This is a genomic window from Lutibacter sp. A64 (assembly GCF_022429565.1).
Taxonomy (GTDB): domain Bacteria; phylum Bacteroidota; class Bacteroidia; order Flavobacteriales; family Flavobacteriaceae; genus Lutibacter.
The window spans coordinates 932,741-953,291 of sequence record NZ_CP092487.1 but is presented as its reverse complement, the minus strand read 5'-3'; the positions used below and the strand labels follow the sequence as shown (position 1 = coordinate 953,291).

Genomic DNA, 20,551 nt, shown 5'->3' with positions numbered 1-20,551 from the left:
TTATTTTATTGACTTACATCAAATAATTTGACCTAAAACAATATTAGTTTTGCTAATCTAAAACATAAAAATAAATTAAAATGGAATTAGCAGAATTAGACACTATACAAACTACTACTAAAAGTAAGGAACGATTAGAAAAAGCATTATTACATCTTCAAAATGGTAAAGGAGTTATATTAATTGATGATAAAAACAGAGAAAATGAAGGAGATTTGGTATTCTCAGCACATAATATGACTCTTGAAAATATGGCACTTATGATTAGAAATTGTAGTGGTATTGTTTGTCTTTGTTTAACTAATGAAAAAGCAGATATACTTAATTTACCATATATGGTAGCAGAAAACACGAGTGGTTTTCAAACACCTTTTACCGTTTCTATAGAATCAAAAACAGGAGTAACTACAGGTGTTTCTGCTAAAGATAGACTAAAAACTATACAAGTTGCGTGCAATGAAAATGCAATAAGCGATGATTTAGCAAGACCTGGACACATATTTCCTTTAAGAGGTAGAAATAACGGTGTTCTAGATAGAAAAGGCCATACTGAAGGAAGTATTGATTTAATGAAATTAGCAGGCTTAAAACCAGAAGCAGTTCTTTGTGAATTAATGAATGAAGATGGAACTATGGCTAAAATAGATAGTATTACTAAGTTTGCAAATGAACACGATTTAATTGTCTTATCAATAAAAGATATTATTTATTATCGTAAATTTGTTAGAGATTTTAAATAAATGACAACCTACACAGAACTCACTAATTTTATTAAAAAAAACATTACTGTTAAAGATGAAGAGTTAAAAATTATTCTATCATATTTTAAACTTATAAAAAAAAATAAAAATGATATTTTACTTTTACAAGGTAAAGTTAGTCAGGTTAGTTATTTTGTAAAAAAAGGTTGTTTAAGATTATTTTTTATTGATGATAATGGTAAAGACGTTACGCGTTATATTGCATTTGAAAATCAGTTTGCCACAGCACTTGTTAGTTTTATAACCAACGAACCAGCTCAAGAAACAATTCAAGTTGTTGAAAATAGCGAACTGCTTTACATTACTCACGATGATTTTAGACATCTTATGAAAATTGTTCCGAAATGGAAGGATTTTTATAGTATCTATTTAGAAAAAGCTTATGTTAATAATTCAAAGAGGCTCATGTCTTTTACCACATTAAATGCTTCAGAAAGGTACAATCAATTATTTAAAATAAACCCCAATATTGTTAAACGTATACCTAATAAAATTATAGCTTCTTATATAAATATTTCACAAGAAACATTAAGTAGAATAAAGTCTAAAACCTAATATCAGCTATTATAAATTGAATAAAAAGCACTAAAATCTTTTTTATTTTAGCTAGGCTCTACTCTACTTACTAAAATATTTAAGGGCTAAAAAACACCCTATTTTAAATATACTACTCTATAATTTCACAAATATTTGTTAAATATTAAAAGAGTTATTACTCATTACCAGCAGGTTAACCACAGAAAAACATACTATCCTTTTTGACTGTTATTGTGTAGTTTTAAAACTGTCTATATTTTTGAACTATAAAATTTATAGTTGAATATTAATAAATAAGAAAAATGAAAATAAGAATTTTAGTATTGGCAGTTGTTGTAGGAATTTTAGGAGCCTGTACATCAAAAGAAAAAGAAAATACATCAGAAGCTTCTGTTGGTAAACAAATTATTGAAGATTTGAACAGCAGATACACGTCAAAAGCCTACGATGAAACAAAACGTGTTTCACCCGAAGATTTGGCTACAATAGAAGAAGTATTACGCTTATCACCTTCCTCTATCAATTCACAGCCTTGGAAATTTATAGTTATTAAAAGTGATGAAGCAAAACAACGTTTAGAAAAAACTTTTGAAAATTATAAATTCAATCAGCCTCACGCTACAAAGGCATCAGAAATCATTCTTTTTGCCAATAAAGTACATTATAGCAAAGAAGATTTTAAAAAACGATTAGACGCTAATATGGCTGCCGGACGTATGAATCAAAAAGGGTATGATAAACAGCTAAAATCATCATTCAAATTTGCTGAAATGGTAGCTGATGAAAATGGAAACAATGCACATTGGACAAAAGCTCAATCTTATATTGCTTTAGGTAACGTGTTGCACGCATTAGCACGTCTTGATATCGATTCTACTCCAATGGAAGGCGTTGATGCAGAAGCCATTAAAAAAGAATTTTCTAAAGAGTTAGGCAATGATTATGAATGTACTTTTGCTTTAGCAATCGGGTATCATAATGATGGAAAAGATTATAACCGTAAATTGCCTAAAGCACGAATGGCAAAAGAAGATGTAATTTTTGAACTTTAATTAAATTAAAAATATTTTTTATTTGAATGTAGAGGTAGTTTATAAATTGTCTCTACATTTTTGTTGGAATACTGTCATCTAGAGTAATAATTTACAAAAATGAAAATAATTTTAAAGGCAGTAAGTTCTAATAAAATTGGAAATCTTAAATGAATAAAATAAAACTAACACTCGCTCTGTCAATTACATTTCTTACAATTATTTGGTTTTTGACAAATACATTATTGTATCTTCCATTTGATTCTAATTTGTTTACAAAAAGTTTGGATCAATATACAGGAATTATTGCTTTTTCGGCTATGACTTTTTCTATGGTATTGGCAACGCGTCCAATATGGATTGACAAACACTTAAATGGACTTGATAAAAGTTATCGTCTGCATAAATGGTTAGGTATTGTTGCATTTTCATTTTCTATTATGCACTGGTTAGTGTCTAAATTACCAGAGTGGTGGTCGTATTTAGATCAGTTAATAATTTTAGATGCTATTTCTGGAGCCACCGAGGGTTCAGACCCTAGCGCATTTGAAACGTTTTTAGAATCTCTTGAATCTCCAGCTCTACTAGTAGGTGAATACTTTTTTTATTTAACAGTGCTGTTTTTAACAATGGCATTGTTAAAAAAAATTCCCTATCGTTTTTTTGCAAAAACTCACATTGCAATGGCAGTCATTTACTTGGTATTGGTTTTTCATGCTTTTGCACTAATGTATATCGATTATTGGACGGAACCCATAGGTGTAACCATGGTAATTATGATGATAGCAGGAACAGTTTCTTCGTTTATTGTTCTTTTTGGACAAGTGGGTAAGAAACAAAAGTCTAAAGCTTCCATTATTGCTATCAACACTTACCCTGATATGAATATGTTAGAATTAATAGTGAAAAGCGATACTTGGAAAGGACATAATGAAGGGCAATTTGCTTTTTTAAAATTTGAAAAGAACGAACCACATCATCCTTTTACAATCAGTTCGGCTTGGAATAAAAAAACTAAAAATATCAGTTTTACAATTAAAGCTCTTGGAGATTATACAAATAATTTAGCAAATAAATTAAAAATTGGTGATTCTATAGTACTTGAAGGTGCTTATGGTAATTTTACTTTTAATGATAAAAAAGAAAGTCAAATATGGATTGCTGGAGGAGTTGGAATCACTCCTTTTTTAGCACGAATGAAGCGTTTGGCACAGGAGAACAATAAGCAAAAAATTGATTTTTTCTATTCGGCAATAAAATTAGATGCTAATTTTAAGAAAAAGTTAGTACAACTTTCTGTAGAAGCCAACATTAATCTACACCTATTTGAAACTTCTAAATCTGTGCTAATTTCAGGAAGCCATATCCAAAATACTGTTTCTGATTGGGAATCTGCAAGTATTTGGTTTTGTGGTCCTTCAAAAATGGGGAAATCAATAAAGAAAGACCTAAAAGGCAATGGGCATCATTCAAAATTTCATCAAGAATTATTTAAGATGCGCTAAATTATTTGAAACTTATTCCATTTTACTATGAATATGTTTATTTTTACTAGTTTTAATGTTTAAAGCATATACAAATTTGTTTTGCTTGATTACTTATAGATTCCTTTTTTATAGGATATTTTATTTAGTTTTTAGCTGCTTCTAGCCTACTAACATAAGTCTTTACGGATTTCATCTATGTTTTATTTGTTACTTTCGTCTCCACAGAACGAAAAACAAGCAGCTAATTTTAAATTAGAAACAATGGTGGAACCTAGAATAGAACTACTAAAAGATAAAAAACTGATTGGTTATAAACTAAAAATGAGCTTAACCAATAATAAAACAGTTCAATTATGGGGACAAATGGCACCCAAAATCAAGGATATTAAAAATAGAGTAAGCACTGATAAGATTTCAATGCAAATTTATGATGCTTCATATTATAAATCCTTTAATCCTAATAATGAATTTGAAAAATGGGCAACAGTTGAAGTGTGTAACTTTAATAATACACCTAAAGATATGGAGACTTTTAATTTAAGCGGTGGCAAATATGCTGTATTTGATTATAAAGGCTCAAGTGCTGATAACAGTATTTTTCAGTATATTTTTATGTCTTGGTTATCAAATTCTGAATATCAATTGGATAACAGACCTCATTTTGAAGTACTAGGCGAAAAGTATAAAAATAATGACCCAAATTCTGAAGAAGAAATATGGATTCCAATAAAATAAAATGAAGATCTAACAATAGCTACATATAATTAGGTGGCTAACTTTAGTGCTTAACAACTTAATATAGCATTGGTTAAAGTATTGATTTTAAAGCAAATATAAATATAATATTTAATGAAACTATTAGAAAAAGCAAAAGAATATGCTATAGAAAAACATAGAAATTCAAATCATACATATGACAAATACCATTACGATTTTCATTTAAATATGGTGTTTGAAATAGCCAAAAAATTTATCTATTTAGTAGAGCCAAATGAACAAGAAAATGTATTAGCTGGATGTTGGGTTCACGATATAATTGAAGACGCAAGAGAGACGTATAATGATGTTAAAAAAGAAACGAATGAAACCGTAGCTGAACTTGCTTACGCTTTAACTAATGAAAAAGGTAGAAACAGAGCAGAAAGAGCGAATGAAAACTACTATAAAGGAATTAGAGAAACTAAGAATGCGCCATTTATTAAATTTTGTGATAGAATTGCAAATGTTACACATTCAAAAAATAATGGTTCACAAATGTTTAAGAAATATAAAGATGAGAACGAAGATTTTATAAAAAAAATATATGTTCCTGAATGTGAGGAGATTTCGGTATATTTAAAAAATCTATTTAATAAAAATCACAAAGCATAAGGAATATAACTAATTAATTGCTAGCTCCTCACCTACTTATTCAAGTTTTTACAACGCAATAAAATTTATTTTTAAAAAGAATAAATAAAATTATGAATCGCCATATTTAAATTCATTTTAAATTAGTGATAACCATTTTTATAAAACTCTTTTTTTATTAAATTAGTATTTTAAAAAAAATTGCAACATCAAAAACCAAGAACAACTTTAAAGTTTGTTTATCCGGGTAATATATTTGGGAATGAAGTATATAACAAGTTGTGTGTAATTTGACCGAACCGACAGAAATTTAATGAACGAAATAACTTTACATTATCATTTAATAATTCCATCAATAATTTCAGTTTTGATTTTAGGAATAATATTCTTGAAAAGAAAGCGAATATTTGGAAACGAAAAACTGAAATGGTTTTGGATAAGTTTGACAGTTTTCTTTCTATTTTATTTATTTATTGTTGGAGGAGCAACTTATGATGACATTTATGCTCAATGGAATTCGAATAAGTTTGACTTAAATCAAGATGGATTTTTTAACGGAAATGAAATCACAGCTGAACAGCAAGAAGCGATGAGAAATCTGATAAGTGATACTGGAAGAAATTTTTCATTTATAACTGGATTAATTTTTTCTGGAATTATTGCGTTCTTTGTTTTCGGAATCGGAAAAATAACTGAATTAATAAAAAAGAAAAAAACTACACACAACAAAGTACTGTGGTAAAAACAAGTAAATTCATCGTTAATTTATGACATTATAATTCTGGGCCTATAAAAATATATTTAATGTTTTAATAGACTTTTTTTATTAAATTAGTTCTTTAAAAAAATTGCAGTATCAAAATAACAAAACAACTATAAGTTTGTTTATCCGGGAAACTTACTCGGGATAAAACAACATAAATGAAGTATATAACAAGTTGGTAAACATTAAAGAAATGAAATATTTGACTATTTTATTAATTTCTATTATTCTTCTAAGTTGTAAGAAAAATGACAATTCGGATGAACTGATTGGAACTTGGGCTAAATGTAATGATAATGGAGAATATTTTGAATGGAAAATTGACAAAAACAACATTTTGATATTGGGATTAATAAAAGATGATATAGCTATTTTTGAAAATACACTCCGAGATAATTCATTAATTATGAAAGGAATTAATTGTGAGTTACCGAACGAAATAGATACTTTAGTTTTAATTTCCAAATCAAAAAATAAAATCACTTTGAAAACAAGTTGGATTAATCAAATAATTGAACTAACCCGAATTGAAAATAACATTGGAAAAATAGATTCTACCGATATAGAAAATTGGACTAAACAGACAATTTTTAAATTTAAAGAAAGAGGTGAGCATTTCAATTGTCCCGATTTAAGAACAAAAAAAGAAAAAATGATTCTATCATTAGAAATTGATTTGGACTCTATCATAAATACTGAAGAAGAAACGATTGAACAATTAAACGACACTTTAAATTAATAAAACATATGCCAACACCTCATATAATTTATGCTTACATTTGAACTAACATAAACTACAAACATTCTAACAAATCGATTTGCTACCACCGAAAAATCTCCGATTTTCCAGTCGCATAAATCATAGTGTGCCAAGAATCAACCACGGCAATAAAATGGTTGAATGCTGTAAATAAGATGATGGTAGGTCCATCAGAGTCGTTGTATAGGCGATGGCTCTAAACCACCTAAAGGTGCTTTGATTAATAGTCTTGGTATTGAGCGTTTAGGGGAATCTAGCCCTTGAGGTTAGCAGGTGAGAATAAAGGAGTTGAACGAAAGTGAACCATTGATGAGGTGTCGAGAAGTGCGTACCTCCAGTCAAAAGCTACGTAGTATGATACGGAGTGAAAAGCAGTGTTATTTATAATACCGATTGTAGAGATGACCTATTTATTTTCTGCAAGACTGGCGTCATTCAGATGGCAAGACCTTTATTTAGGCTTATTTACGGAACTTGGGAAGCTGCATACAAATGTTAAGGAAAATGCACAATAGGTACAACCTAAAGGCAAAATACCGAAGGTGTATGTAGTGGCAGATTAACCCGTAGTAGTGATGAAGTTTCTGTAATGGAAATGGAGCGAAGGGGTTAAGTTGTACCGTTTTACTTTATTTACCAACTCAAATAAATATTGAGGATGAATTTATGGAATGAAACAAAATCAATACCGATAAGTCGCCAAATGGTTTGGGCGGCTTATCAAAAAGTGCGTTCTAATAAAGGGAGTGCAGGAGTTGATGGGATAAGTATGCAAGAATTTGATACGAATCGCAGTAAACATCTGTACAAACTTTGGAATCGAATGGCATCAGGGAGTTATTTTCCACCTCCAGTCAAAGAAGTAGAAATACCTAAGAAAGACGGTTCAATCCGTAAATTAGGTGTTCCTACTATAAGCGACAGAGTTGGACAAATGGTGGTAAAAATGTTTATTGAGCCAAGATTGGAAGCTGTATTCAGTCCAAATTCTTACGGTTATCGACCAAATAGAAATGCCCATCAGGCATTGTCAAAGGTTCGAGAGAATTGTTGGAAACAAAACTGGGTTATTGACTTAGACATCAAAGGATTTTTCGACAATATCGACCACAGCAAACTGATGCTTGCAGTAGAGAAACATGTACCCGAAAATTGGGTAAAAGGCTACATTAAACGATGGTTAGAAGCACCCGTTATTACGGTATTTGGAGAACTAATCCAAAAGCAAGGAAAAGGAACGCCACAAGGCGGAGTAATCAGTCCATTATTGGCTAACCTTTTCCTGCATTATGCTTTTGATAAATGGTTAGAACAAACAGATGAAAAAGTAGCCTTCACACGTTATGCCGATGATGTGATACTACACTGTAATACAAAAGCACACGCAGAACAAATACTACAATTAGTACATCAAAGAATGGAAATGGTAGGGTTGGAATTACATCCCAAGAAGACAAAGATAGTCTACTGCCGAGACAACAGAAGAAGAGAAAAGTACCCAATAGTCAAATTTGATTTTCTGGGTTATTCTTTTCAGCCAAGAACAGCCTATTCTAAGAAAAAAGCTGTTTTTAGGATATGATTGTGCTATAAGTATAAGTTCAAGAAAACGAATCGCTGATAAGCTCGAAGAACTGAAGGTAAGTAAACTAAGTTTTAAAAGCATAGTAGGAATTGCTCAATACCTTAATCCAATAATTAGAGGGTGGGTGTATTACTATGGAAAGTTTAAAATGTATAAACTTACAAAAGTCTTTATGTTGTTGAGTAAACGATTGGTTTGGTGGGCAAGGAAAAGGTACAAGCGATATAAAACCAGTATCAGAAAAGCATACAAGTGGTTGGAGAATGTAAGGAAACAATATCCTACATTGTTCTACCATTGGAACTTTTCTCAAATCAACATTATTGCTTAGATTTGTACAACAAGAGCCGTGTGAGGGGAGACTTTCAAGCACGGTTCTGTGAGAGGCTTAGGGTGAAATCCCCTTTGCCTACTCGATTAAAAAATCCGTAGCAAATTATCCAATGAAAACAATACGATTAAAAAATATTTCAGATTACTACTTCGACAAAGCCTGGAAACTCTATGAAGATGCCTTTCCTATTGAAGAAAAAAAAACATTGGATGAGCAAATTATTGATTTACAAAATGAAGATTATCATTTTGATGTTATAATTGAGAAAGATCAATTTGTTGGATTTAATTTATGGTGGAATTTTGAAGCATACAATTATTTAGAATATTTTGCAACATCTGCACAACATAGAAATAAAGGAATAGGTAAATTAGTTCTTGAGAAATTTATTGATACAAAAAATAAGCAAATTATACTGGAAGTAGAACTACCTATATCTAATATAAATGAAAGAAGAATAAATTTTTACAAAAGAATTGGATTTAAACTAAATGAACATTATTATGAAATTCCATCTTTAAGAAAAAGTAAATCTCCATTGCAATTATTATTAATGTCCTACCCTGGTTTTATATCAAAAAAAGACGTTAATTTTTTTATTCAGAAATACCATCCAATTATTTATAATATAACCGTAAAATAGTTGAAATAAAATAACCAACCGATACTTTGAAATAATAAATTTACTACAAATTTTTACTTTTTAGTCCCAACTACTCTTATTAAATTGCATATTTTCCAGAACCTGTAAAAAAGAGTGTCAATGCTCCAAAAGCATATAATAAAATTAACTCAATTTGTAAACCTCCTGTTTTAGATAAAGCAAACATATTATTAGAATGTGCCATAAATAATGCAGCTACCATTCCAAAGAAAAACACTAAAGAAGCCAATTTAGTTCTGTAACCAATTATTATTAGTAATGGAGCTATTATTTCTGTAATATAAACACCATAAGCTATAAATTCAGGTAAGCCCATTCCGGATAACATTCCTTTTATACCATCTAAATGTCCTAATTTTGCTATACCATGAAACAGCATTAATCCTGCAATTGTTATTCTTAAAATTAATAAACCTAAATCTGTATTTTTTTTCATTTGAAAAATTTAATTAATTACCAATTATGTAATTTGTTATTTACAGTATCCCAATACGAACCAGTTTTAAAGTTACTGACAACAAATTTATAAATATTATCTGCAGATTCTGAAGGTGTTAGCGGAGCATTTTTAAGATTGCTAAGTCTTATTTCTGTTTGTACCCAGCCGGGATCTAATGCGGCTACAAATAATTTATCTTTTAATCTATTTGAAAGGATTTTTGTATACATATTTAATGCGCTTTTAGACATTCTATATGCTACTGAATCAAAATCTAATGCATTTGCTATTGAGCCCATTTTTGAAGAAATTGTTACTATTTTTCCTTCATTTTGTATAAGTGGTATCATACTTTCTGTTAAAAATACGGTACCACTAACATTAACTTTAAAAGTAGTTTCAAAAGATTTAGAATCCGGTAAACTCGCTCCAAGATCAGGTCCTACGCCTGCATTGTTTATTAATATAGTTATTTTATGAAAGCGCTTTGCAACAAATTTTGTAAACTTTTGAATGCTTTGTTCGTTACTAATATCTAATGCAACAGCACAAAAATTTTCGTGTGCTATTGCATTAATAATTCCATTTTTACTTGTTCCAATTACAGTATATCCATTGTTTAACATTTTTTTGGTTAATGCTAAACCAATGCCTCTACTAGCTCCTGTTATTACTGCTATTTTATTCATTTATTGAAACATTTATTTTGAAATTGAATTAGTAAATTACTCGTAACGCAAAGCAGTTATTGGATCTAGAGCAGCTGCTTTTCGTGCTGGATACCACCCAAAAAAGATACCTGTTACCGCACAAACAGCAAAAGATATTATTATTGAATACAGCGCCACACTAGTAGGCCAATTTAAGAATTTTTCAATAAAAACTGTTGATGCTAGTCCTAAAATAACACCTAAAAGTCCACCGGTAATACTTATTAAAATGGCTTCAATTAAAAACTGCATTAAAATATCTGACCCCTTACCTCCTACTGCCATACGCAAACCAATTTCTTTAGTACGTTCTTTTACCGATACATACATAATATTCATAATACCAATACCTCCAATTAATAAGGAAATACTAGCAACTGCCACTAATAAAATGGTTAACATTTCACTAGTTGAGCTAAACGTTGAAATTAATTCTTCCATAGAGCGCACATGAAAATCGTCTTCTTCAGTTTCTGTTATTTTATGTTGAGTTCGTAAAATTTCAGAAACTTGAGTCACCGCATCTGGCGCATCTTCTTCACTAATAGCAGATGCAACAATAGATTCTAAATGGTCTATTGCTAAAATACGTTTTTGTACTGTTGTATAAGGTGCAATTACAACATCGTCTTGATCTTGGCCAAAAGTATTTTCTCCTTTTTCTTCTAATACACCAATCACTTTAAATGGTATGCTATTAAAACGAATCATTTGACCAACCGGTTCTTCTCCATTAGGAAAAATATTATCAACCACTGTTTGTCCTATTAAAGCTACTTTAGAAGCTGTTTTTACTTCAGCTTCTGTAAACATACTTCCACTTTGTAAATCGACCACTTTAATATTTAAATAGTCTGAATTTACACCATAAATTGAAGATGGCCAGTTATTAGAGCCATTTATAACTTGTCCACTTCCATTAACCATTGGAGTTATATAAGTTAATAAGTTAGCTTGTTCTTTAATTGCATAGTAATCATCTAGCTTTAATGTTTCCATGGCACTTCGTTCTTGTTTAACTCCTCCCTTTACATCAGATCCAGGTCTTACAGTAATCATATTAGAACCCATTGCAGAAATGGTAGTCCGGATACTTTCTTTAGAACCCTCTCCAATAGCTAGCATTGCAATTACAGAAGCTACCCCAATAATGATTCCTAACATGGTTAACAGAGTTCTAGTTTTATTAAGAACTATGGCTTTAAAAGCAATTTTAAATAAATTTAATAGTCTCATAATTAATCGTCTTGTTTTGGTAGTTTTGCTAATTCTTGGGCTGCAGATTGTATTTTATGATTTTTATAATCTTGTATAATATGTCCATCTTTTAACACAATAGTTCTACTACTAAACGTTGCAATATCAGGCTCATGGGTTACAAAAGTAATGGTGATTCCTTTTTTATTTAATTCTTGAAATAAGGACATAATTTCATAAGATGTACGTGTATCTAGATTACCTGTAGCTTCATCTGCTAAAATCATTACAGGATTATTAACTAGCGACCTAGCAATTGCAACTCGTTGTTGTTGTCCTCCAGAAAGCTCAGAAGGCGTATGATACATTCTATCTGCTAAACCAACCATTTCCAATGCTTTAATAGCTCTTTCTCGGCGTTCTTCAGTAGATACTTTACTATTGTATAATAATGGTAATTCTACGTTTTCAAGTGCAGAGGTTCTTGCCAATAAATTATAAGATTGAAATATAAAACCAATCTTTTCATTTCTAATAGTTGCCAATTGATTTCGACTTAAATCTTTCACTTTTACGCCATCAATTTCATAGTTTCCTGAAGTAGGCTGATCTAAACATCCCAAGATATTTAACATGGTACTTTTACCTGACCCACTTGATCCCATGATAGTGACAAACTCACCTTCTTTTATGGTATATGAAATACCTCTTAAGGCATGAACCGTTTCGGTTCCCATTGTAAACTCACGTTTTAAGTCTTCTATTTTAATAATTTGTTTACTCATAGTTGTTTACTTTTTCTTGTTACCTCCTGGTCTTTGTGGCATAAAAGGACTTTCACTTTTGCCACCTGGAGCTGCTTCAGCTCTGGACACACCTTTTAAACTATAAACTAATTTATCTCCTTCGCTTATACCGCTTAAAATTTGAACATTTACACCATCACTAGCTCCTAATGTTACCGTTTTTGGTGTTATACTTTTATTAGCTTTTAACACCCATAATGTTTTTTCATCCTTAGTAGTACTATTAGCACTTTCAGGTAAATTATGATGCATATTGTAAGTTGCTAACGCCTCTGTTTCTGGAGTGAAATTTATTGCTTTTGCTTCTGCCGTTAAAACATTATTTAATTCTAATGTATAAATAGAAATAGTTGCTGTTAATCCTGGTTTTAATTTTAAGTCTGGATTATTTGCCTTAATTACAACTGTGTATGTTACTACATTTGAAGTTACTGTTGGGTCTAAACGAACTTGTGTTACTACACCTTCAAAAGTTTCTCCAATATAAGCATCTACAGTAAAAGTAACACGTTGACCTTCTTTTACATTTCCTATATCCGCTTCATCTACATCTGCTTCAACTTGCATTTCTTTTAAATCTTGAGCAATTGTAAAAAGTGTAGGTGTACTAAAACTTGCTGCTACTGTCTGTCCTTCATCAATAGCTCTAGAAAGTACAACACCGTCAATTGGTGAATAAATATTAGCATAACTTAAATTTGTTTTTGCCTTTTGCAGATCTGATAAACGTTCTACAACAGTTCCTTTAGCAGTTTCGTAATTATAGACTGCATCATCAAAATCAGATTTACTAATTACTTGATTGTCAAATAAAGTTTTTTGTCTTTTGTAAATAGTTTCTAAATAATTTTTCTGAGTTACAGCATTATCGTAAGCTGCTTTGCTTTGAGAATATGTAGCTTTTAAATTAGTTTTATCTAATTCTGCAATAAGCTGACCTTCTGTAACTTCACTATTGTAGTCTACATAAATTTTCTCTACAACTCCAGACACTTGTGTACCTACTTCTACTTGTGTTATAGGTTCAATTGTTCCTGTTGCAGTTACCATGGTTGTTACATTTGCTTTTTTTGCTGTAACAGTTTTTGCTTCAATAATAATAGCATCATCACCTTTCATAAATGTGAATGCTGCGATAGCAAGTATAACTAATACAATGCTACTTATAATGATTATTTTTTTATTTTTCATGAGTGTATTGCTTATAATTTAATATCGTTTCCTTGGTAAAATTGTAATAATTGGTGGTATAAAATATTTAAGTATTTTGCTTGTAAATAATTTTGTTGTGCATTAGTAAATGTATTTTGACTGATTACTAAATCGGTTGTACTTAAATCTCCTAATTCATACTTTTTTTGAGCTAATTTATAGCTTTGTTCTGCTGCTATTTTAGAAGCTTCAGATGCAATTACTTGTTCTTGTGCAGATACTGCATTTTGATAAGCCGTTTCTATTTTTTTATAGACTTCTTTCTCTGTTGTTTGTTTTTGAATTTGAGCTTTTTCAATATTAATAGTTGCTGTTTGTACAGCTGCTTTTGTTTGATTTCTGTTAAATATTGGAATGTTTAATGACAACCCTAATTTTTGATTAAAATTAAAATCAAACTGATTTGAAAATGTATCGTCATTTATACTTGTAAATCCAGAGCCAAGGCTACCTGATAAAGTTAACGTTGGTAAATATCCACCTTTAGCAATATCTAATTCTTTTTCGTTTACAGCTATATTTAACTCACTTGCTTTTACTTCTGGTAAAATTCCTAAAGCATTATTGTACACTTCTGTTTTATTTAGTGCTAAGTTTACTAAATCTAAATTCTCATCTACACTTTCAATTTCTAATTCGTCCATTGGAGATAACTCTAACAGCTGTTTTAGTGTTATAATATATTGTTGGTAGTCATTTTTTGCAGTAATAACATTGTATTTATTAGTTGCAGCCTGGCTTTGAGCTTCAGTATAATCACTTAATGCAATTGTACCTACATCTAAACGTTGTTTTGCTCTAATAACTTCTTTTTCTGAAGCTTCTAAATTATTTACAGCAATAGTAATACTTTCTTTGCTGTATAAAGCTTGTAGATAAGTTTCTAAAATATTTAAAGAAATATTATTTTTCTCAACTTCTTCTTGAAAAACACTTTGTTCAAATAATAATTTATTTTGTTTAATCTCATTATTTAATTGATTTCCTTGAAATAGTGTCATAGAACTATTTAAGCCAACATTTGTACTGTTAATTTGATCTGTAACATAATCACTGGTAATAGGATCAATTGCATTTCCGCTAGAAAAATTTTGTGATGCACTACCAAATAAATTAGGCAATCTGGACGATTTAGCTTTGCTATAACTTACTTCAGCAATACTTCTGTTTAAAGATGCTTCTTTAACTGTAATGTTATTCTCCAACGCATAGTTGATACAATCTTCTAAAGACCATATTTTTGACATTGAATCATCTGAAGCTTCTTGCGCAAACGTAAATTGCACAAATAATAAACTTGCTATAATTATGTATAATCTCATTTTTTGAATGTTTTTTAATTTAACACTTCAAATATGAAACTATGTACTCTTATAATAAAAAGGAATATACGTTTAGGACGATTTACTATATAAATACCCTTTTTTAATAGATGAGATTTTTTGATATTATAATTTAACCATTCTATTTAAAACAAGCGTTTTACAATGATTACAAGTACCAAAAACATTATTTAGAATATAAAGAGACGCTTTTTATCTATATACCAATAATTAGAATACATTTGCACAAAAATCGAAAACTAAGAAATATGAAGCGTATTAATGCATCTAAAAAGCTTTTTAAAGTAGAAAGCGCTATTAATTTAAAAGAGCTAAAAACTACTTACAGAGGACTTGTTAAAGAATGGCATCCAGATAAATTTCAGGATGAAGAAAAAAAAGCTGAAGCTGGTGAAGTAAGTTTAAAAATAATTGATGCATATCATTTTTTAGTAAGTATTGCTCCAGAAACAAAAGCAGCTAATTTAAATGAATACGCCACTACAATTACAGATGAGAAAATTGCAGATTATCATCATAAAAGTATGCTGTTAGAAGTTACTTTTACAGATGGAAATACCTATGAATATTTTGGTGTAAATCGTAAACTATTTTTAAAATTTATAAATAGTAAATCTCTGAGTAACTTTGGAAGAAGAAATATTTTTAACTCTTTTTTATATAGAAAAATAAAAAAAGCTGAAGTTTTAGCTTAAGATGCTATGTAGAACTATTACTTTAAATAAAGAGCGATAACTAACTTGTGTTTAAATAATTAATTTTCGCTCTTTTTTTGTGTTATTTATTTTTGTTTTGTTTTAAATCAGTAGATTTAGAATTCTTAGCAGCTGTTTGCATCGCATAATTTGCAAGTACTTTTTCTATCAATTCTTCTTTTGTTAAATGATGAAAAACAGTTCTTACTTGTTGTTTTAAATGCTCTGGAATAGCACGATTCGGTTTGGTTTTAAATATTTTTTTAGCCCATAACAATGTATTATTTTCTTCAATACTTTGCGCATCTGCTTTTTTATATTCCTTAAAAACAATCCCTAATTCTTTTTCAAAATCAGCAATATCATCAACTTCTTCTTCTTGTAAAACAGTTAAAGAAAGTCCTTTTGCTCCTGCTCTAGCTGTACGTCCACTTCTATGCACATAGGTATCAAAAGTATCTGGTAAATGATAATTTACAACATATGAAATTTCTTGAACATCAATACCACGTGCTGCCAAATCTGTAGCTACTAAAATATCAATATAACCTTCTCTAAACTGCCCCATAATTCTATCACGAATCCCTTGAGATAAACTTCCGTGTAGTGCTCCTGAAGAAAATTTATTTATGGCTAAGTTTTTTGCTAGTTTATTTACTGCTGCTTTTGTTTTACAAAAAATAATCCCTCTTTCTCCTTCTTTTGAATTTAAAAAATGAAGTAAAACCTCTAATTTTTCAATAGGTTTTACCACTACATATTGGTGATCAATTCCTTGGTGACCAACAGTTTCCATATCAGCTTCAACTTGAATTACATGTTTAGACATATAATTTTGAACCAATTGTTTTATAGCGCCTGGCATAGTTGCTGTAAACAATAAAGTTCTTCTAGTTTTTGGTAATTGAGCAATTATAGTATCTAAATCTTCTTTTAAAGCGCTCACCATTTCATCTGCTTCATCTAACACTAAATACTTTAGTTTTTTTAAACTGATTTCTTCTCTTTTTAATAAATCAACCAAACGACCTGGAGTTGCAACTACAATATTTGCGGTGTTTTTTAAACTTTCAATTTGAGGTTTAATTGGAGCTCCTCCAAAAAGAGGTACTATAGAAATTAAAGGTGTTTTTACTGAAAAATCTACTAAATTAGTATAAATCTGCTGTCCTAACTCTCTTGTTGGAGCTAATATCACAGCCTGAACATCAGTATTTTCTACATCATTTAATTGTAACAAAGGTAAGCCAAATGCTGCTGTTTTTCCTGTTCCTGTTTTCGCTAAAACTACAATATCTTCAGTTTTATTTAAAATAAGAGGTATTGATTTTTCTTGAACAATTGTTGGAATAGTAATTTTTAAATCAGCTAAACTTTGTTGCAATTCTTTATTGATTCCTAAATTGGAAAACGTTTTTGACATATTTTTTTATTTTTACAAAGATAACCTCATTTTTAATTATAGTAGCACCTAATATATTCTTAATTAATATTTTAATTATCTGTTCTAAATGGGTATGCAGGTAAATTAGCTCCATTTATTAAATTAACATCCGGTTTTCCTGCAAAAGCATAACGAATATAGATTGGTTTTTCTATTTCTGAATTACTTAAAACTACACAATTATCTTCAATTTTAGCAGCTGCTATTTTCCAATTTAAAGATACATCTGCAATCCAAAATCCTGTTGGTGCTTTATTATCTGAAGTTTTTAAGCCTTCATTATTTTTAAAATGAACTTTTATTGAATTATTACTAATTTCTACTTCTTTAAATACTGGACCTTCAGAAACAACATCTTTACCTAAGGTATATTTAGCTGCTAACAAAGCTAATCTTTGTCCAACAGGAAATTTATCTTTAGGATGGATATTCTTTACATCACCAAGATCAATTGTATTAGCAACACTTGTATTTGGCAATTCTAACACCTTTAATTGTGATTCTCGAAGCCAAGCAAAAGACTCTTCTGTTGGACTTTTAGGATCTATATTAGGATTGGCAACAGTACCTTTTCCGTAACCAGGTAACATTACTATTGAGAAATGCATCTTATCATTTTGCCATTCTTTTCTATACCTTTCAATCCATAATTTTAAAACATCCCCATATTCCTTCATCCCAATAACTCTATGAAACCAATTCGCTTCTGAAACTTCAGGAACTCCAGAAAGATACCTAGCATTGCGTTCTCCTTGATACCATACCAATCCTCTACAAGCATACGGTGCTAAAGGCTTTATCATTGCATTGTACAATATGTTTGGTTGTCTTCTCATAAAAATATCTTCTTTATTAGACCAACTATTTTTAGCATTAAGAGACTTTTTAATTTTATTATGAGTTATAGTATCTGCATCTAAATCATCCATAATGGATTTAAAATAAGGTAAATCTTCAGCCATATCTCGTGGCATCCAAGCTTCAATAGAAGAACTACCCCAAGAAGCATGTATAATTCCTACTGGAACATCTCCAACCGCTTCAAGAAAATAAGCAAATCCGAAAGCTACCGCACTGTTTGGTTGTGTTGTAGTCCACGTACCAATAGCATTCTCTTCTTCCTGAAAAGAAACAGTTCTTTTAACTTCAAAACTTCTAATATTTTTTGAAAATGGTATTAATGAAACTATTTCAGGAACGGCTTTTACTGGAAATTGCATATTAGATTGACCAGAACATATCCATACTTCCCCAACTAAAACATTGGATAGCGTTAATTTAGAGCTTCCAGAGATGGACATTGTTCTACCAATTTTTGAAGCTGATAAAGTATCTAAAACAACTTTCCATTTACCATCTTTTCCAGTTTTTACAGACTTACTTTGATTGGCAAATTTTACGGTAATAACTTCGTTTGGTTTTGAAGTTCCCCAAACTGGAACAGGCATACCTTGTTGCAATACCATATTATCACAAAACAAAGTTGAAGGTTTTAACTCTTGAGAATATCCAAAATATATAAATAAAATAAAAATTAAAGAAATAAAAGTATAGTTTTTCATGTCTCTGAATTATATGACAAATTTCTATCAATTTATTCGGTAAAACAAATATTATAAAGCTTCAAATTCTACAATTACCCCTGCTATAACTTATATAAACTCTGAATAAATAGGTTGAATTTTTAATAGCGAATTTTTTGTGAAAAATTTCAACACTACCAAAACTACCAACTAATTGGTCTATAATCTTTTAAAAATTTACCACACCAATGTTTACCAGTATTTATACCATCAAATAATGGATCCATTACACGAGCTGCACCGTCTACAATATCTAACGGAGGTTGAAAATCGTGTAATTCTTGTTTTTTCTTAGCTAATTCAGCAGGATCTTCATCTGTTACCCAGCCAGTATCAACTGCATTCATATAAATACCATGTTTAGCCAAAGCTCCAGAAGATGTATGCGTTAACATATTTAATGCTGCTTTTGCCATATTTGTATGTGGATGTCTTGCTTCTTTGAAAAAAGTATGAAATTTACCTTCCATAGCAGAAACATTAATAATATGTTTTTTACCAGTATTTTCTTTTTTCATTAATTCTGAAAGACGGTTACATAAAACAAAAGGCGCTACTGAATTAACCAATTGTACTTCAATCATTTCTGTAGTTTCAATTTCACCAAGTTTTAAACGCCAACTATTGGTTTTTCTTAAATCCACTTGCTGTAAATCCGCATCTAATTCACCTTCAGGAAAAATTTCCTTAGCAACAAGCGTATTATCAAAACTATACGGAATTTGCGATAATTTTGCAGAAGCTCTTAAACCAATTCCAGGTTCTGGGCCGTGCCAAGTTACGGGCATATTTTTATTAGAAGATGCTGTTGATGTTAACACCTTTAATTCTTCTAAACAATCTGTATGATCTACCAATAACTCTTTTGCAAATGGCGGTAAAGTTTCAATTGGACGCTCTTCATTAGGCATTAAATGCTGATAAAAACCAGCAGGACGCCTAACTGTTTGTGCTGCATTATTAATTAAAATATCTAATTTATCGTATTTCTGCTCTATATAATTGCAGAAAATTTCTACACTAGGAATATGACGTAAATCTAAACCGTGAATTTTTAAACGATGTCCCCATTCCATAAAATCGGCTTCTTTTGAGAAACGCAAAGCAGAATCGACAGGAAATCTAGTAGTTGCAATTACAGTTGCACCGCCACGTAACAACATTAAAGTTATATGGTATCCAATTTTTAAACGAGAACCTGTTATAACAGCTACTTGCCCTTTAACATCAGCTGTTTGAAAGCGTTTTGCGTAATTAAAATCGCCACACTCTGTACACATAGTATCGTAAAAATGATGTAATTTTGTAAACAAGCTTTTACATACGTAGCAATTTCTTGGAGATTCTAATTCTAATTCCTTTTTATTAGTTAAATCTGCTGCATTCAACAATTTAGGAGCTTCAAAAACAACAGATTCACGTGCACTTCTTATACCTGTTTCTTTACGTGCATGTCTATCTCTAGCAGCTTTTTTACGTTTTGCCGCTTTTTTTCCATCTTTTTTCCTTCTAGAAAACTCTTCTCTACTCGGTCTAGAAAACAACCCAGCAGCTTTAATTAATGCTGTTCTTTGTTCCTTTGGAATATCAAAAATTTGATCTGTATCAGTAACTAATTGTTCTAATATAGAAACACACTTTTCAATTTCTTCAATTGAAATTTGTGGTTTTTTATGCATTTCATTATTTTCCATAGTAAGAAACTTAAATATTATAGTAAAATTATTAAGGGCGCTAATATAAACTATATAATCTAAGAACCATCTTATTTTTCAGCTTATTAAAAAGAGATTTAAAAATGTGCTAAATGCAGATAATCAACAATTTAATACCATTATTATTCATTAAAA

General features: G+C 30.1%; 21 protein-coding genes. 12 read left to right on the top strand and 9 right to left on the bottom strand.

What is annotated here, in order from left to right:
- Positions 1 to 80: 80 nt before the first annotated feature.
- From ribB to MKD41_RS03795, 11 genes are all read left to right on the top strand, one after another.
- Complete coding sequence (gene ribB, locus MKD41_RS03845) at positions 81 to 740, top strand: 3,4-dihydroxy-2-butanone-4-phosphate synthase (RefSeq protein ID WP_240244121.1); 660 nt, start codon at positions 81 to 83, stop codon at positions 738 to 740.
- Positions 741 to 1,316, top strand: coding sequence for a Crp/Fnr family transcriptional regulator (locus MKD41_RS03840; protein WP_240244120.1), 576 nt, complete (start codon positions 741 to 743; stop codon positions 1,314 to 1,316). It begins immediately after the preceding gene.
- A gap of 284 nt (positions 1,317 to 1,600) precedes the next feature.
- The gene (locus tag MKD41_RS03835; protein WP_240244119.1) at positions 1,601 to 2,350 is read left to right on the top strand and encodes a nitroreductase family protein; all 750 of its coding nucleotides are present in this window, start codon (positions 1,601 to 1,603) and stop codon (positions 2,348 to 2,350) included.
- A 149-nt stretch (positions 2,351 to 2,499) separates the two neighbouring features.
- Positions 2,500 to 3,834: a ferredoxin reductase family protein gene (locus MKD41_RS03830; RefSeq protein ID WP_240244118.1), complete on the top strand. Its 1,335-nt coding sequence runs from the start codon at positions 2,500 to 2,502 to the stop codon at positions 3,832 to 3,834.
- A gap of 243 nt (positions 3,835 to 4,077) precedes the next feature.
- Positions 4,078 to 4,551: a GyrI-like domain-containing protein gene (locus MKD41_RS03825; RefSeq protein WP_240244117.1), complete on the top strand. Its 474-nt coding sequence runs from the start codon at positions 4,078 to 4,080 to the stop codon at positions 4,549 to 4,551.
- A 114-nt stretch (positions 4,552 to 4,665) separates the two neighbouring features.
- Positions 4,666 to 5,187, top strand: a complete 522-nt coding sequence (locus tag MKD41_RS03820; RefSeq protein ID WP_240244116.1) for a phosphohydrolase — start codon at positions 4,666 to 4,668, stop codon at positions 5,185 to 5,187.
- A 367-nt stretch (positions 5,188 to 5,554) separates the two neighbouring features.
- Positions 5,555 to 5,908: a hypothetical protein gene (locus tag MKD41_RS03815; RefSeq protein ID WP_240244115.1), complete on the top strand. Its 354-nt coding sequence runs from the start codon at positions 5,555 to 5,557 to the stop codon at positions 5,906 to 5,908.
- Between the two features lie 214 nt (positions 5,909 to 6,122).
- Positions 6,123 to 6,668 carry a hypothetical protein gene (locus tag MKD41_RS03810; protein WP_240244114.1) on the top strand — a complete coding sequence of 182 codons (546 nt, stop codon included), beginning with the start codon at positions 6,123 to 6,125 and terminating at the stop codon, positions 6,666 to 6,668.
- Between the two features lie 679 nt (positions 6,669 to 7,347).
- Positions 7,348 to 8,271, top strand: coding sequence for a group II intron reverse transcriptase/maturase (ltrA, locus tag MKD41_RS03805; protein WP_240244113.1), 924 nt, complete (start codon positions 7,348 to 7,350; stop codon positions 8,269 to 8,271).
- A complete protein-coding gene (locus tag MKD41_RS03800; protein WP_240244112.1) occupies positions 8,201 to 8,605 on the top strand; it encodes a group II intron maturase-specific domain-containing protein in 405 nt (134 codons plus the stop codon). The genes ltrA and MKD41_RS03800 overlap by 71 nt, the downstream gene beginning before the upstream one ends.
- Positions 8,606 to 8,717: 112 nt before the next feature.
- Positions 8,718 to 9,251 (top strand): GNAT family N-acetyltransferase, encoded by a 534-nt coding sequence (locus MKD41_RS03795; protein WP_240244111.1) that lies wholly within the window; start codon positions 8,718 to 8,720, stop codon positions 9,249 to 9,251.
- Positions 9,252 to 9,330: 79 nt separating this feature from the next.
- Here the strand turns inward: MKD41_RS03795 and MKD41_RS03790 are convergent, their stop codons facing one another.
- From MKD41_RS03790 to MKD41_RS03765, 6 genes are read right to left on the bottom strand one after another with little or no spacing between them, the layout of a single operon-like run.
- Positions 9,331 to 9,708 carry a DoxX family protein gene (locus MKD41_RS03790; protein WP_371824283.1) on the bottom strand — a complete coding sequence of 126 codons (378 nt, stop codon included), beginning with the start codon at positions 9,706 to 9,708 and terminating at the stop codon, positions 9,331 to 9,333.
- A gap of 17 nt (positions 9,709 to 9,725) precedes the next feature.
- Positions 9,726 to 10,400 (bottom strand): SDR family NAD(P)-dependent oxidoreductase, encoded by a 675-nt coding sequence (locus tag MKD41_RS03785; protein ID WP_240244110.1) that lies wholly within the window; start codon positions 10,398 to 10,400, stop codon positions 9,726 to 9,728.
- A 36-nt stretch (positions 10,401 to 10,436) separates the two neighbouring features.
- Positions 10,437 to 11,657, bottom strand: a complete 1,221-nt coding sequence (locus MKD41_RS03780) for an ABC transporter permease (RefSeq protein ID WP_240244109.1) — start codon at positions 11,655 to 11,657, stop codon at positions 10,437 to 10,439.
- Positions 11,658 to 11,659: 2 nt separating this feature from the next.
- The gene (locus tag MKD41_RS03775; protein ID WP_240244108.1) at positions 11,660 to 12,403 is read right to left on the bottom strand and encodes an ABC transporter ATP-binding protein; all 744 of its coding nucleotides are present in this window, start codon (positions 12,401 to 12,403) and stop codon (positions 11,660 to 11,662) included.
- Positions 12,404 to 12,409: 6 nt separating this feature from the next.
- Positions 12,410 to 13,615: an efflux RND transporter periplasmic adaptor subunit gene (locus MKD41_RS03770; protein WP_240244107.1), complete on the bottom strand. Its 1,206-nt coding sequence runs from the start codon at positions 13,613 to 13,615 to the stop codon at positions 12,410 to 12,412.
- 11 nt (positions 13,616 to 13,626) lie between these two features.
- Entirely contained in the window at positions 13,627 to 14,958 is a 1,332-nt protein-coding gene (locus tag MKD41_RS03765) for a TolC family protein (protein WP_240244106.1), read from the bottom strand.
- A 269-nt stretch (positions 14,959 to 15,227) separates the two neighbouring features.
- Between MKD41_RS03765 and MKD41_RS03760 the strand changes: the two genes are divergently transcribed.
- Positions 15,228 to 15,674: a KTSC domain-containing protein gene (locus MKD41_RS03760; RefSeq protein WP_240244105.1), complete on the top strand. Its 447-nt coding sequence runs from the start codon at positions 15,228 to 15,230 to the stop codon at positions 15,672 to 15,674.
- A gap of 82 nt (positions 15,675 to 15,756) precedes the next feature.
- On the opposite strand, the gene MKD41_RS03755 is transcribed toward MKD41_RS03760, so the two are convergent.
- The 3 genes from MKD41_RS03755 to MKD41_RS03745 all read right to left on the bottom strand — a co-directional run bounded on the left by MKD41_RS03755 (position 15,757) and on the right by MKD41_RS03745 (position 20,395).
- Positions 15,757 to 17,097, bottom strand: a complete 1,341-nt coding sequence (locus MKD41_RS03755; RefSeq protein WP_240244104.1) for a DEAD/DEAH box helicase — start codon at positions 17,095 to 17,097, stop codon at positions 15,757 to 15,759.
- Positions 17,098 to 17,168: 71 nt separating this feature from the next.
- On the bottom strand, positions 17,169 to 18,680 hold the full coding sequence (locus MKD41_RS03750; protein ID WP_240244103.1) for a sialate O-acetylesterase: 1,512 nt from the start codon (positions 18,678 to 18,680) through the stop codon (positions 17,169 to 17,171).
- Between the two features lie 164 nt (positions 18,681 to 18,844).
- Positions 18,845 to 20,395: an SDR family NAD(P)-dependent oxidoreductase gene (locus MKD41_RS03745; RefSeq protein ID WP_240244102.1), complete on the bottom strand. Its 1,551-nt coding sequence runs from the start codon at positions 20,393 to 20,395 to the stop codon at positions 18,845 to 18,847.
- Positions 20,396 to 20,551 lie beyond the last annotated feature (156 nt).